The sequence below is a fragment of the Streptomyces sp. NBC_00328 genome, assembly GCF_036139655.1.
GTDB lineage: Bacteria > Actinomycetota > Actinomycetes > Streptomycetales > Streptomycetaceae > Streptomyces.
On sequence record NZ_CP108013.1, the window covers coordinates 4,250,983 to 4,265,044 of the forward strand.

Genomic DNA, 14,062 nt, shown 5'->3' on the forward strand with positions numbered 1-14,062 from the left:
CGCGAACCTCAGGGCAGCATCCAGGAGAGGACCGGCGAGCTCTGTCCCACCACGATCAGGCACATGATGAGCAGCAGTCCGAGGCTCCAGGGCAGCACCTTGCGCAGCAGGTCGCCCTCGCGGCCGTCGAGCCCGACGGCCGCGCAGGCGATCGTCAGGTTCTGCGGCGAGATCATCTTGCCGAGGACACCGCCCGAACTGTTGGCGGCGGCGAGGAGTTCGGGCGACAGCCCCGACTCCCGGGCGGCGCTCACCTGGAGAGCGCCGAAGAGGGCGTTCGACGACGTGTCGGAGCCCGAGACCGCCACACCGAACCACCCCAGAACGGGCGACAGGAAGGCGAGTCCGGATCCGGCCGCCGCCACGAAGTGGCCGATCGTGGCGGCCTGTCCGGAGAGGTTCATGACGTAGGCGAGGGCCAGCACGGACGTCACGGTCAGGATCGCGAACCTCAACTCGTGCACGGTCGCGAGCCATTCCCGGACCGCCACGCGCGCGTGCACCCCGAGTACGACGGCCGTGCACAGCCCCGCGAGCAGCACGAGGGTGCCGCCGGTCGACACGATCGGCCAGGTGAAGACGTTCCCGCCCACCGGCAGGCCGTTCGGGCCGACGACGTCGAGGAAGGGCCAGTCGTACGTCCGGGTCGCCCGCGCCGGCCAGTCCTTCACGGGCGGGATCTGCGCGATCGAGAAGACCGCGACGATCAGGGCGTACGGGGCGTAGGCGAGCACGACTTCGCGGCGCGGGTCCCGCTCGTCGAGTTCCTCGCTGCGCGCACCGGTCAGGACCGACGCCCGTACGGCCTCGGCCGCTGGCACGCGCGCGTGCGGTACGGCGAACAGGGCGGCGGCTCCGGCCAAGGAGGCGCCGATGTCGGCGAGTTGCGCGGAGACGTAGTTCGAGGCGGCGAACTGGACGGCGGCGAAGGCGACTCCGCAGGCGAGGGCGGGTATCCAGGTCTCGCGCAGTCCGCGCCGGCCGTCGACGAGCCCGACCAGGACGAGGGGCACGACCAGCGCGAGCAGCGGGGTCTGCCGGCCCACCAGCGAGGCGACGGAGTCCAGGGGCAGACCGGTGACTTGGGCGAGGGTCACGACCGGGGTGGCCATCGCGCCGAAGGCGACCGGCGCGGTGTTGGCGACGAGGGCGACGACCGCCGCGCGCACCGGGTCGAAGCCGAGGGCGACCAGCATCACGGAGCAGATCGCGACGGGTGCGCCGAAACCGGCGAGGGCCTCCAGCAGCGCGCCGAAGCAGAAGGCGACCACGAGCGCCTGGACGCGTGGATCGTCGGACAGGCGCCCGAACGAGCGGCGCAGGATGTCGAAGTGCCGGGTGCGGACGGTCATCCGGTACACCCACAGGGCGTTGACGACGATCCACAGGATGGGGAACAGGCCGAACGCGGCGCCCTGGGCGGCGCTGGAGAGCGTCTGGTCCACCGGCATGCCGTAGGCGAGGCAGGCGACCAGCGAGGCCGCCAGGAGGCCCGCCAGGCCCGCCAGGTGGGCCTTGAGCCGGACGCCGCCGAGCAGGATCAGGACGACGAGGAGGGGCAGGGCCGCCACGAGGGCGGACAGGCCGAGCGAGTCGGCGACGGGTCGCAGTTCCTGGACGTACACGGACGCCTCCCCGGATTCCGCGATGCGGAAAGCAATTTCACACGAATACCGAAATCGTCATGTCCGCGACAACTTCACGTCAATGGGTGTGCGCCGCCCAAGGGAATCGGCGTCGGGGAAGGGCGCGGCGGAGAGGCGGGCCGCGGGGTACGAGGGGAGGCCGCGGCACGGAGAACCGCGCGCGTCCGCGAGGGTGACGCTCAGTTCTCGGGCGAGCGCAGGATCCGCAGGTGGCCGCGGCGCGCGACCTCCATCGGGTCCGCCGAGCGGGCGCCGCCGCCCTCCGCCGCGCGCTTCTGCGGACGGGCCGCCTCGCGCACCGCGTTCGCCAGCGCCTCCAGATCGTCGCCGCTGGGGCGCGCGGGACCGGAGGAGTCGGCGAGGCGGACGACCTCCCAGCCGCGCGGCGCGGTGAGGCGCTCGGAGTGCTCGGCGCACAGGTCGTAGCAGTGGGGTTCGGCATAGGTGGCGAGCGGGCCGAGAACCGCGGTCGAGTCGGCGTAGACGTACGTCAGCGTCGCGACGGCGGGACGGCCGCAAGCGGTGCGCGAACAGCGACGTACAAGGCTCACGACGTTGGACGGTACCGCACTCTTGAGCGGGCCGCGACGACTCTCCCCCAGGTCATCCCCCCGTGTCGTCCTGTGAGACGCCCCACACCGCTTCCGGAGCATCAGACCCTGACCTGGGGCGACATCGGGTGCCGAGATACCGAACAGACCTGAATCCGGTCACCACTTGGTGCGAATCATGCCAATTGCCATGTCAGAGACGGTCTTGGAGAGATACGAAATCGAGCCGAATCTTGACGGGAACGGTCATCGGGCGTCATTCGGAAGACGGGCCGGGCCGGGGGCCGCCGGCCGATGAACCGCCGCCGGGCCGCCGGCGACCGCCGCGTGGGGCCGGGCGGCCGGGCCGGGCGGGGACTACTCTTCGTCAGTGATGGACAACCCCGTACCGCCCCGCGCCGCAGCAGCCGGTCCCCGTCGTCGTGACCGCCACGGCAGGGGCATGCGCGGCCCCGTGGCGCCGCCCCAGGTACCGCTCGCGGCGAGCCGTGCCGAGGTCTTCGCGGACCTCGTGCAGGACTCCGTGGAACGGCTGGAGCGACGCTGGCCACAGCTGGCGGACATCGACTTCATGGTCCTCGAGGTCCCCCGTCTGGAGCGCTCGGGCGAGAACTGGAGCGATGAGGCGGTGCCGCTGGGCGGCACGATCGCGGCGCGCGAGGGACATCCCGCGCGCGTGGTCGTCTACCGCCGTCCGATCGAGATCCGCACCAAGGGGCGCGACGAGCGCGCCGCCCTGGTGCACGAGGTCGTCGTGGAGCAGGTCGCGGAACTCCTGGGCCTGACGCCGGAGACGGTCGACCCGCGGTACGACGAGGACTGAGAACCACCCGGGAACCTCGCTCCGGCCCGGGCGGATCACCGGTCCCCGGTCACTGCTTGAGCAGCACCGAGAGGTCCTGTTCGGCCTCCGGCACCGAGACCGTCCCGCGGTCGTCCGGGAGACCCTGGATGGTGAACGCGGGAACGCCCTCCTGGGTCGCCGAGAGCATCCGGGAGGCGTAGACGGGGCCTCCCGAGACCGGCTCGACGGTCAGGGCGTACGTGCCCTTGAGACCGCTCGGCACGGGTGCCTCGACGTTCTGGGTGGTCCCGCCCTTGATGGTGAACGTCTTCGACACGGCCGTGCCGCCCCCGCTGCCCGCGGACGCGGTGACCTTGATCCTGGCCCCCTCGCCCGGGGCGGTCACGGCGAGCGTGGACCCCTTGGCGGTGTTGTCCGCGACCGTCGCACGGGCGCCCACCGGAGCGGTGGCCGGAATGAACGCGGTCTCCTGATCGGCGCCCTTGCCCCGCACCACCAGCAGGGCGGCGACGACCGGCACGGACGAGCCGGTGGGGGTGAGCACCAGGGAGCCCGCCTCGCCGCGGGTGACGTCCCCGAGGTCGACGGCGGAGGTCATACCGGCCTTCACGTGCAGTGTCTCGTTGCCCGCCGGGGTGATCGTCCCCGAGGGCGAGGCGAGGCGGACCTTCAGGTCGGCGTCCGTGTCACCGGGCGCGAAGGCGACCAGGCGCACGGAGGTGGCGTCCTTGGGGATGCCCGGCATGACGAGGCTGCCCGCGGGGTCGGCGGAGGACGCCAGCCAGTCGCCGCCGGTCTTGGCGTCGAGCGCCTGCACGGCGGCTCCGACCCGGCCGCTGCGGACCTTCACATGCACGGTGAGGTCGGCCTGCGGATCGCCGGCCAGGGTGTTCAGCAGGATCGGTTCGCTGGCGTGCGCCTTGACCGTGATCCCGTCGGCCACCGTGGACTTGAGCGTGCCGTCCTTGCCGTACAGATCGATGTCGACGACCGCCGCGGCGTCGTCCGGGTTCGTCAGATGTACGTAATCGGTGCGCTGCGCGGCGGTGCTGGCGCCCGGGAACCAGAACTCGGTGTCGGGCGCGGTGCAGTTGGTGCCGAGCAGACCACGCCCGGCGCCCGCGGCGACCTCGGTGGTCTCCTGGACCGTCCAGCCGGGCGCGAACTTGCCCGACGCGAGGCCGACGAGGGCGGGCGCGTCGGCACCCGAGGTGTCGCCGGCGGCCGGCTTGCCGGGCTCCTTGGGCTGGACGACGGGCTTGGCGGCCTTGGCACCGCTCTTCTTGCCGTCGGACGAGTCGGCCCCGTCGGCCGACTCCTCGGTGGCGGCCTGGAGTTGAGCCTTGCCGCTGCCGCTCGCACCCTCCACGACGGGCGTGAAGGACGTGTACGTGGTGTCCGCTATGTCGGAGGCGCTCGGCTGCGGACAGAGCAGGCTGGTGCGCTCCACGGGCAGCCGCGCGGCCGTGGCGGACGCGCCGCCGCCGGAGGTGCCGGCCGGTTTGAGGGTCGCGAACCCGGTGACGGCGGCGAGCGCGGTCGCCGCGGCGATCAGGGACAGGGTGGTGCGGTTCACTGATGGCTCCCGTCGGGGCGCTCACTGTCGTTGCCGTGCGGGGGCCGCGTGGGGTCGTACGCCGGGTCGTAGCCCTGCTCGCCCGTCTCGTAGCCCTGGCCCCGGGAATCGAAGGGCCTGCCGTCGGCGTCGTAGCCCTGGCCGTAGTTCTGGTCGTACGCCGCCGTGCCGCCGTAGGCGTACGGGTCGTACTGGCCGCCCTGGTAGGGATCCGCCTGGTACGGCTGCTGGTAGGTGCCCGCCGGATACCCCTGCTGCCCCTGTTGCCCCTGCTGTCCCTCGTACTGCTCGCCGCCGTAGGTGTCGTGCTCGGCGTTCGCGTAACTCGGGCTGTCCCATTCGCCGTACGCCTGCTGATGCGGGACGACGGCCGGGATCTCTTCGTCCTCGTCGGCGTCCGCGGGGAACCCGCCGTCGAACTCCGGGTCGGCGTCCGGCCGTCCGGGCTCCGCCTCGGCCTCGGCCTGGGCGCGCAGGCGGCGGGCGCGGCGCCCGTCGCCCGTCATGTCCTCGGCGGTCACGGGCTGCTGTTCCTCGGGGAGGTCGTCGTCGATGTCCCGGCGCCGCCCGGGGAGGGCGAGCACCACGAGGACCAGGGCGAGGGCGCCCTGGGCCCACAGCCAGGCCGTGTGGCTCAGCGGTGCGTCGAACGTGACGTCCAGCCTGCCGCCGTCGGCGGGCAGCCGGAAGCCCTGGGCCCAGCCGTCGACCGTGGTGCGGGTCAGCGGCTTGCCGTCCAGGGTCGCCGTCCAGCCGGCGTCGGCGCTGTCGGCCAGCCGCAGGAGGCGGCCCTCGTCACCGGCGGGGACCGTGGTGTGCACCTCGACCGGACCGGCGGCGATGGACTCCGGGTCGCCCGACGCGGGGACGATCGCGGCGCGTGAGACCTGCTGGTCGACGCGCCACAGGGCGCTGCCGTCCTGCTGGCTCAGCCGGGACAGGCCCGTGGTGGCGTCCAGGACACGGCTCACCTCGCGCGGCGCGCCCTTGCGGACCAGGACGTAGCGCACGGCGAAGCCGCCGAGCTGGTCGGCCTGGTCGGCGCCGGAGCCCGCCACGAGGTTGGCGACGACCTTGTCGAGCTTCTTGTTCTCGCCGCCGGCCGAGGCGAGCTCGGCGTCGCCGAGACGGGCGCCGGAGCCGCGGACGAGGACGTAGCCGACCCTGGCGGCCGAACTGCTGTCGAGGACGAGGGTGCGGGCCTGGTCGCGCGTACCGCTCTCCTCGGCGACGAACGCGGGCACCTGCACCGGGTCGCGGCGCTCGACGGGTCCGTCGGCGCCGCGGATGATCCATCCGGCCGCGACGAGCAGGGGCCCTGCGGCGCACGCGAAGGCGATGAGCGCGGCCACCGGCTGGCGCCAGCCGAAGCTCTGCTCGGCGACCCGCGCGCGTGCCCCGTCGGAGCCGACGGCGGCGGCGGCGAGCAGCGCGAGACCGTACACGAGGGTCGCGGGTCCCGCCCAGGTGGAACGGTTGGACAGGACAGCGAAGACGAGTGCCACGACGGCGATGACCCAGGCGGTCCTGATCCCCGCCTGGCGCTCGGAGCGCAGCAGCGCGGCCAGGGCGGCCAGCACGATGCCGAAGAGCATCAGTCCGCTGACGGTGCCCGGCCCGCCGGGGCCGGCGCTGAGCAGGTCGAGCGCGGAGGCCGTGCTCGCGCCGTAGTCAAGGCCGGCCTGCCGGAAGAAGCCGAACGGCAGCAGGGTCAGCGACCAGGGGGCGAGGACCAGCAGCGGGGTGCCGAGCTGGGCCAGGAACCGCAGCCCGTAGGCGGGGATCTCCCTGCGTCGCACCACGAGGAGCGCGACGCCGAGGACCAGCGCGATGGGCCACACGATCGGGGTGAACGCCGTCGTGAAGGTCAGCAGCAGGGCGTACGCCCAGGTCGCGCGCCAGCTGCCGCGCGCGCGGGAGCCGTTCGCGAGACCGCTCGCCGCGACGCCCGCCCGCGCGATGAGCGGCAGCAGGATCGCGAGGACGGCGGTGCCGATACGGCCGCCCGCCAGCGCGCCGGTGGCGGCGGGCAGGAAGGCGTAGGCGACGGACGCCCAGGCCCGCAGGAGCCGGGACTCGACGAGGGGCCGTGAGGCGAAGTACGCGGCGAAGCCGGCCAGCGGCACGGATCCCACGAGGAGCACGGTGACCGCGAGTCCGGTGGAGCCGAGGAGCACGGAGGCCAGCAGTGCGACGAGCGCGAGGTAGGGCGGAGCGGACCGGGTGGAGCCCGCGCCGACCGGATGCCAGCCGTCGAGGTAGCGCGCCCACAGTTCCGAGGCGTCGGCGGGGGCGGGCAGCAGCGCACCGCCCGCGAGGGCCCCGCCGCCGAGCAGTTGGCGGCACGCGAGGAGCGAGACGAACAGGAGCACCAGGAAGAGCATCGGGCCGGGGTTGCGCGCGATGCGCTTGATCCGGGCGAACTGCTCGATCTCCAGGAAGTCTCCGTCGTCGCCGCCCGGTCCGGACTCGACGGCGCCTCCGTGGCGTCCGGCGCCCGTGGTGACGTCGGCCTCGGAGCGGCTCGTCAGGTTGCCGGCGACCTGCTCGAGGGTGGCCCTGACGGTGGCGCCCGGAGGCGGGAACAGGGGGCGCAGCTCGCCCTTGTCGACCTGCGGGCGGCCGCGCCTGCGCCGCCCGGCGATGATCCGCTCGGGGCGCAGCAGGGTGCCCAGGAGGCCGCGGATCTCGTCGACGGCCTGCCCGGGGACCTTGCCCACGAGGTAGGCGAGCGTGCGCAGCAGGGTGCCGAGGACGAGGCGGATCAGGATCCAGGGGAGCTGCGCGGTGCGGGCGTTGACGAGGAGGGTGTAGACGGCGCCCGCTTTGTCGACCTTGTGCGGGGAGGCGGCGGTGCGGCCCACGCAGTCGACGGCGCGGCGCTCGCGGGAGGCCGCCTCGGCGTGCCGTACGACGGCTTCCGGGGCGACGAGGACCCGGTGGCCGGCGGCCTGGGCGCGCCAGCACAGGTCGACGTCGTCGCGCATGAGGGGCAGCCGGCGGTCGAAGCCGCCGAGTTCCTCGAAGACGTCGCGGCGGATCAGCATGCCCGCGGTGGACACGGAGAGCACGGGGTGCACGTGGTCGTGCTGGCCCTGGTCCTGCTCGCGTCGGTCGAGACCGGTCCAGCGGCGGCCCGAGTTGGCGATGGTGACGCCGACCTCGAGGAGCTGCCGGCGGTCGTACCAGCCGCGGAGCTTGGGGCCGACGACGGCGACGTCCTGGCCGGCTTCCTGCTCGTTCTCCACGACACGCAGCAGCTGGGCCAGCGCGTCGGGCTCGGGGGCGCTGTCGTCGTGCAGCAGCCAGAGCCACTGCTCGGGCTCGCCGTGCGGGAGGTCCGGCAGGTCGTAGGCGTCGTCGCGCCAGCTGCGGGTGACGGGGTCCCAGCCGCTCGGACGCTTGAGGTAGGGCAGGTCGTCCGGGGTCAGTTCGGGGGCGGTGCGGGACACCTCCTCGACGGCCTGGCCGAAGCCGGTGCGCCGCGCCAGGTGCAGCACGCGGTCGGCGCCGAGCGCCTCGGTGAGCAGCTGGGCGGATTCGTCCGCGCTGCCGGTGTCGGCCGCCACCGCGTTCTGCACGGGGCGGTCCTGGCCGAGCAGCCCGGCGAGCGCCTGTGGCAGCCAGCGGGCGCCGTCGTGGGAGACGAGCACCGCGGTCACCACGTGGCGCGGAAACTCAGGGGCGGCAGCGGCGTCGTTACTGGCTGCCGAAAGGCTGTGCACGGACATCGAGGTACGGGCCCCGGTTCGATGGACTGCGGTGGACGTCTGTGTCCGGCGGGGACAGCGGGACGTCTCGGACGAGGGCCCACACTAACGGCTGGGAAAGACGGCGGCCCGCCGCCTGTGGATAACCCACACGCGACGGGCCGTTCCTTACGTAAGAGTGTGTGCCGTTTGGTCGGTGGCACCCGCGGGTGCCACCGGTGTTCCGCGTCCGCTTCTCCGTGCGACGGTTTTCAGACAGCGGCCTTCTTCAGGCGGCGCCGTTCCCGCTCGGACAGACCGCCCCAGATGCCGAACCGTTCGTCGTTGGCGAGCGCGTATTCGAGGCACTCGGAGCGGACTTCGCAGGCGAGGCAGACCTTCTTGGCCTCGCGGGTGGAGCCGCCCTTCTCCGGGAAGAAGGACTCGGGGTCGGTCTGGGCGCACAGCGCGCGCTCCTGCCAGCCGAGTTCCTCGTCCGCGTCGTCGACCAGCAGTTGCTGCACCAGCTCGGTCATGTGCGCCCCTCGTCTGTCTTTCGCGTCCCCGTGATGCTGCCGTTACCGATCCCGGCTGAACGACACGAGTGAAATTACAAGTGTGCCGATCCGGGCCAGTCAAGCCGAGATCTGCTATTGGGCCCCTTATTCACTCTCCGGAACCAAGGCTATGCGGAAAGTGTTCAAATCGGCATAAACCCTGACGGCCCAAGAGGTCCAGGTCAGACGCCCGTCTCCTCACAGAGGGGGACGTCCAGGCGTTCGATCTCGTTCCGACGCAGACCCCGAAGCGAATCTGATCACATTTAGATCACGGGTCCGCGGCGAGGTTTGTTCACCCGGTTGTGCGCCATGTGTCCGGGGAGTCGCCTGAACAAACCTTTCGCCTGCCAGATGAACCGGATGAGGTGAAAGATCTCTCGCATACCGGACATGCAGTTGACAGTCGAGGTGTGAACCGGTGTCCTTGTGGGCATGCTCGCGCACTTGGCAACCACCTCGACCCGCACCGCCGGGTCCCTCGGTGCTGCCCACGCGCGCTGTAGCTGTTGTTGCTGTTCCAGCTGTTGAGCCCTACCGCGCTCCAGCTGCCTCGCCGCCACTGAGGCGCATCCCGCCCCCACCGGGGCCACTGCCCGCACCAGGGCTCCTCCCCGCTCCCCACCCGGGCGGAATCCCCGCCCGCGACCCGGGCGGAAACGGCCAGCGACACCCCAGCACTCTCCCGCCGAGGAACCACCGCATCCATGAACAGCGACAACGACCTCCAGATCGCCGGCGACATCCTCGAAGTCCCGCACCTGCTCCAGCCGCCGCGCGAACACCCCTCCACCGTGGCCGAGTTCGCCGGCCTGGCGCGCTCCATCGCCGCCGACCGGTCCCAGTGGGAACACCTCGTCCGCTACGACGCCTCCTCGCGCTGGTACCACCGGCTGCGGACGGGCCCCGGCTACGAGGTGTGGCTCCTGTCCTGGGTACCCGGACAGGGCAGCGGGCTGCACGACCACGGCGGATCCTCCGGCGTACTGACCGTCCTGGAGGGCGCGCTGACCGAGCGCACCGAGCGGGGCACGCGCGCCCTGGGCTCCGGCGCGCAGCGCGTGTTCGCGCCCAGCTATGTCCACGAGGTCGTCAACGACGCGCTCGAACCGGCCGTCAGCCTGCACATCTACTACCCGGGCCTCACCGAGATGCCGATGCACGCCGCGCGTTGCGCTGTCACCGAAACCGTGTGACGCGATCGCGCCGGAGAGCGGCCCGCCGTCACCGGGGTCTCGTAACCGGCTGACACGTTGTCGTACCCGCCTGCGAGACTGAACCCCATGCGCATTGTGGTTCTGGCAGGCGGTATCGGTGGTGCACGGTTCCTGCGTGGTCTCCAGCGGGCCGTGCCGGACGCTGACATCACGGTCATCGGCAACACCGGCGACGACATCCACCTCTTCGGGCTGAAGGTCTGCCCGGACCTCGACACGGTGATGTACACGCTCGGCGGCGGCATCAACGAGGAGCAGGGCTGGGGGCGGGCCGACGAGACCTTCCATCTGAAGGAGGAGCTCGCGGCGTACGGGCTGGGACCCGAGTGGTTCGGGCTCGGCGACCGGGACTTCGCGACGCACATCGTGCGGACGCAGATGCTGGGCGCGGGCTATCCGCTCAGCGCCGTCACGGAAGCCCTGTGCGACCGGTGGAAGCCGGGCGTGCGTCTCATCCCCATGTCCGACGACCGGGTCGAGACCCATGTCGCCGTCACGCTGCCGGAGGGCGACCCGGCCGGGGCCGCGGGCGAGCGCAAGGTGATCCATTTCCAGGAGTACTGGGTACGGCTGCGGGCCTCCGTGCCGGCCGAGGCGATCGTGCCGGTCGGCGCCGAGCAGGCGAAGCCCGCTCCCGGGGTGCTGGAGGCCATCGCCGGGGCGGACGTCATCCTCTTCCCTCCGTCCAACCCCGTGGTCTCCGTCGGCACCATCCTCGCCGTGCCCGGCATCCGCGAGGCCATCGCCGAGGCGGGCGTCCCGGTCGTGGGTCTCTCCCCCATCGTCGGTGACGCGCCCGTGCGGGGCATGGCCGACAAGGTGCTGGCCGCGGTGGGCGTCGAGTCCACCGCCGCCGCGGTCGCCGAGCACTACGGCTCGGGCCTGCTGGACGGCTGGCTCGTCGACACGGTCGACGCCTCCGCCGTGGAACGCGTCGAGGCGGCCGGCATCCGCTGCCGGGCCGTACCGCTGATGATGTCCGACCTCGACGCGACGGCGCGCATGGCGCGGGAGGCGCTGGCACTGGCGGAGGAGGTACGGACGCCGTGAGCACCATGGACGCGGCCTTTCGCGGTGAGGCGGGACGCGCGGGAGGGCGGACCGGCGGGGAGCTCCGGGAGCGGCCCGCCGACGCGGGCTACCGGGTCTGGGCGCCGGCCGGGCTTCCCGAAGTGCGTCAGGGGGACGACCTGGCGAAGCTCATCGCGACGGCCGGGCCCGGACTCGTGGACGGGGACGTGCTGCTCGTCACCTCCAAGATCGTCTCGAAGGCCGAGGGCCGGATGGTCGAGGCCGCCGACCGGGAGGCCGCCATCGACGCCGAAACCGTCCGGGTCGTGGCACGGCGCGGGGCTCTGCGGATCGTCGAGAACCGGCAGGGTCTCGTGATGGCCGCCGCCGGGGTCGACGCCTCCAACACCCCCGCCGGGACAGTGCTGTTGCTGCCCGAGAACCCCGACGCCTCCGCGCAGGCGATCCGTGCGGGACTGCGCGACGCCCTCGGCGTGGACGTCGGCGTCGTGATCACGGACACCTTCGGACGGCCCTGGCGCACCGGGCTCACCGATGTCGCCATCGGCGCCGCGGGCGTGCGGGTGCTGGACGACCTGCGCGGCCACACCGACGCGCACGGCAACCCGCTGAGCGCGACCGTCGTGGCCACGGCCGACGAACTCGCCGCCGCCGGTGACCTGGTCAAGGGCAAGGCCTCCGGGCTGCCCGTCGCCGTCGTGCGCGGTCTGGCGCATCTGGTGACCGACGCGGAGGACACGGGTGCGCGGGCGATGGTGCGCGACGCTCGGGACGACATGTTCCGGCTGGGCACCTCGGAGGCCGTACGGGAGGCCGTGACCCAGCGGCGTACGGTACGGGCCTTCACCGACGAGCCCGTCGACCCGGGCGCCGTGCGCCGTGCGGTCGCGGCGGCGGTGACCGCTCCCGCGCCGCACCACACCACGCCCTGGCGGTTCGTGCTCCTGGAGTCCGCCGGGTCGCGGACGCGGCTGCTCGACGCCATGCGGGACGCGTGGATCGCGGATCTGCGGGGCGACGGGAAGAGCGAGGAGTCCATCGCCAGGCGGGTCCGCAGGGGCGACGTGCTGCGCAAGGCGCCGTACCTCGTGGTGCCGTGCCTGGTCATGGACGGCTCGCACACCTACGGCGACGGACGGCGGGACGGCGCCGAGCGCGAGATGTTCGTGGTCGCCACCGGGGCGGGCGTGCAGAACTTCCTGGTCGCGCTGGCCGGGGAGCGGCTGGGCTCCGCGTGGGTGTCGTCGACGATGTTCTGCCGTGACGTCGTCCGTGAGGTGCTGGGGCTGCCGGAGAACTGGGATCCGATGGGGGCCGTGGCCGTCGGGCACGCGGCGGAGGAGCCGAGAGCCCGGCCCGAACGGGACGGCGCCGCGTTCATCGAGCTGCGCTGATTCTGGCGGGGGCGCCTTCATCGGGCGGGGCGCCTCTGCCGGGGGCGCCTTGCCGGGCGGGGCGCCTTCACCGACCGGGGCGTTCACCGGGGGACGGTGGCCCTCCGGCCCGTCGTGGGTGGCGGGCCGGGTCCCTCGTGGGTGGCGGTTCCGTTCCGGCGTGGGTGGCGGGGCGGGTTCGTCGTGGGTGGCGGTTCCGTTTCGGCGTGGGTGGCGGGGCGGGTTCGTCGTGGGTGGCGGTTCCGTTTCGGCGTGGGGGCCGGGGCGGGTGTGGGTTCTGGTTCGGGGGGCGTCCGTGGTGTTCGGACCTCGTGTCGTGGGGGGAGCGCCTACTCTCGTAGGACAGCCCGAGAATCTCTAGGACCTCATCCGTGTCTGGACGTTTCGCTCCCCGGCCGACGCGTACGACCGTGCGCGGCGGGCACGTCGTGGTGCCCGGCGGGACTCCTGGCGGCATGCCGGGCGGACTGCCCCGCCAGGCGGCCGGGCCCGGACACGTCCGCACCTGGACACCCGCCGGGCCGCTGGACCTCGGGCTCGTGCTCGGGCCGCTGCGGCGCGGACCGGGCGATCCGACGTTCCGTACGACGTCCGACGGCTCCACGTGGCGGACCAGTCGTACGCCCGCCGGGCCGGGGACGCTGCGGGTCGCTCTGCGCGGCGGGGTCGTCCGGGGCGAGGCCTGGGGTCCTGGAGCCGAATGGCTGCTCGACCGGCTCCCCGACCTGCTCGGCGCCGCCGACGATCCCGAGGCCTTCGAGCCGCGGCACCGGCTGATCGCGCTCGCCCGGCATCGGCGGCCCGGTCTGAGGCTGGTGCGGACCGGGCTCGTCATGGAGTCGCTGATCCCGTCCGTCCTGGAGCAGAAGGTCACCACCGACGAGGCGTACCGGGCGTGGCGGCTGCTCGTGCGGAAGTTCGGGGAGCCCGCGCCGGGGCCCGCTCCCGAGCGGATGTACGTCATCCCTGCGCCGCGGACCTGGGCGCTGATCCCCTCCTGGGAGTGGCACCGGGCCGGGGTCGACGACAAGCGGGCCGCCACGATCCTGCGGGCCGTACGGGTCGCGGCGCGGCTGGAGGAGGCCGTCGGGTTCGATCCCGTACAGGCGCGGCGGCGGCTGGAGCTGGTGCCCGGTGTCGGGCCGTGGACGTCGGCGGAGGTCGTGCAGCGCAGTCATGGCTCGGCGGATTCCGTGACCGTGGGGGATCTGCATCTGCCGGGGATCGTCGGGTACGCGCTGGCCGGGGACCGGGACGCGGACGACTCCGTCATGCTGGAGCTGCTGGAGCCCTATGCCGGGCAGCGGCACAGGGCCGCTCGGCTGATTCTGCTGGCCGGGCGTACGCCGCCGCGGCGTACGCCGAAGATGCCTCGCACGGACATCGGGCTGCTCTAGCCGGGCCTGGCCGGCCCGGCGTCCGCCGTCTCCAGCCGCCCCTGCTTGCGCGGTCCCCGTCGGTCATGCCTGAGCACAAGCGGGATTTCGCCCCCTCCGCCCCTGCCCTTCCCGTACCTGGGGCTCCGCCCCGGACCCCGCTCCTCAAACGCCGGAGGGGCTGAAATCCGCCCCGCGGCCGACAGGACGCCGAGGGAC

General features: G+C 73.0%; 10 protein-coding genes. 5 read left to right on the forward strand and 5 right to left on the reverse strand.

From position 1 onward, the window contains the following. Window positions 1-8 precede the first annotated feature (8 nt). Entirely contained in the window at window positions 9-1,625 is a 1,617-nt protein-coding gene (locus tag OG485_RS18525) for an L-lactate permease (RefSeq protein ID WP_328669449.1), read from the reverse strand. A gap of 200 nt (window positions 1,626-1,825) precedes the next feature. Then, a complete protein-coding gene (locus OG485_RS18530; protein WP_328669450.1) occupies window positions 1,826-2,299 on the reverse strand; it encodes a DUF3499 domain-containing protein in 474 nt (157 codons plus the stop codon). Between the two features lie 271 nt (window positions 2,300-2,570). Here OG485_RS18530 and OG485_RS18535 point away from each other — a divergent pair, with 271 nt between their 5' ends. Beyond that, on the forward strand, window positions 2,571-3,020 hold the full coding sequence (locus OG485_RS18535) for a metallopeptidase family protein (RefSeq protein ID WP_328669451.1): 450 nt from the start codon (window positions 2,571-2,573) through the stop codon (window positions 3,018-3,020). A gap of 49 nt (window positions 3,021-3,069) precedes the next feature. Here OG485_RS18535 and OG485_RS18540 read toward each other — a convergent pair whose 3' ends face one another. From OG485_RS18540 to OG485_RS18550, 3 genes are all read right to left on the reverse strand, one after another. Continuing rightward, a complete protein-coding gene (locus tag OG485_RS18540) occupies window positions 3,070-4,578 on the reverse strand; it encodes a DUF5719 family protein (RefSeq protein WP_328669452.1) in 1,509 nt (502 codons plus the stop codon). After that, complete coding sequence (locus OG485_RS18545; RefSeq protein WP_328669453.1) at window positions 4,575-8,309, reverse strand: glycosyltransferase family 2 protein; 3,735 nt, start codon at window positions 8,307-8,309, stop codon at window positions 4,575-4,577. The genes OG485_RS18540 and OG485_RS18545 overlap by 4 nt, the downstream gene beginning before the upstream one ends. A gap of 230 nt (window positions 8,310-8,539) precedes the next feature. Then, on the reverse strand, window positions 8,540-8,803 hold the full coding sequence (locus tag OG485_RS18550; RefSeq protein WP_003975777.1) for a WhiB family transcriptional regulator: 264 nt from the start codon (window positions 8,801-8,803) through the stop codon (window positions 8,540-8,542). 728 nt (window positions 8,804-9,531) lie between these two features. On the opposite strand from OG485_RS18550, the gene OG485_RS18555 reads away from it, so the two are divergent. The 4 genes from OG485_RS18555 to OG485_RS18570 all read left to right on the forward strand — a co-directional run bounded on the left by OG485_RS18555 (window position 9,532) and on the right by OG485_RS18570 (window position 13,864). Further along, window positions 9,532-10,020 (forward strand): cysteine dioxygenase, encoded by a 489-nt coding sequence (locus OG485_RS18555; protein WP_328669454.1) that lies wholly within the window; start codon window positions 9,532-9,534, stop codon window positions 10,018-10,020. A gap of 87 nt (window positions 10,021-10,107) precedes the next feature. Continuing rightward, entirely contained in the window at window positions 10,108-11,091 is a 984-nt protein-coding gene (gene cofD, locus OG485_RS18560) for a 2-phospho-L-lactate transferase (RefSeq protein WP_328669455.1), read from the forward strand. 5 nt (window positions 11,092-11,096) lie between these two features. Further along, window positions 11,097-12,467, forward strand: coding sequence for a coenzyme F420-0:L-glutamate ligase (locus OG485_RS18565; protein WP_328674539.1), 1,371 nt, complete (start codon window positions 11,097-11,099; stop codon window positions 12,465-12,467). A gap of 371 nt (window positions 12,468-12,838) precedes the next feature. Next, window positions 12,839-13,864 (forward strand): DNA-3-methyladenine glycosylase family protein, encoded by a 1,026-nt coding sequence (locus OG485_RS18570; RefSeq protein WP_328669456.1) that lies wholly within the window; start codon window positions 12,839-12,841, stop codon window positions 13,862-13,864. The last annotated feature ends 198 nt before the right edge of the window (window positions 13,865-14,062 follow it).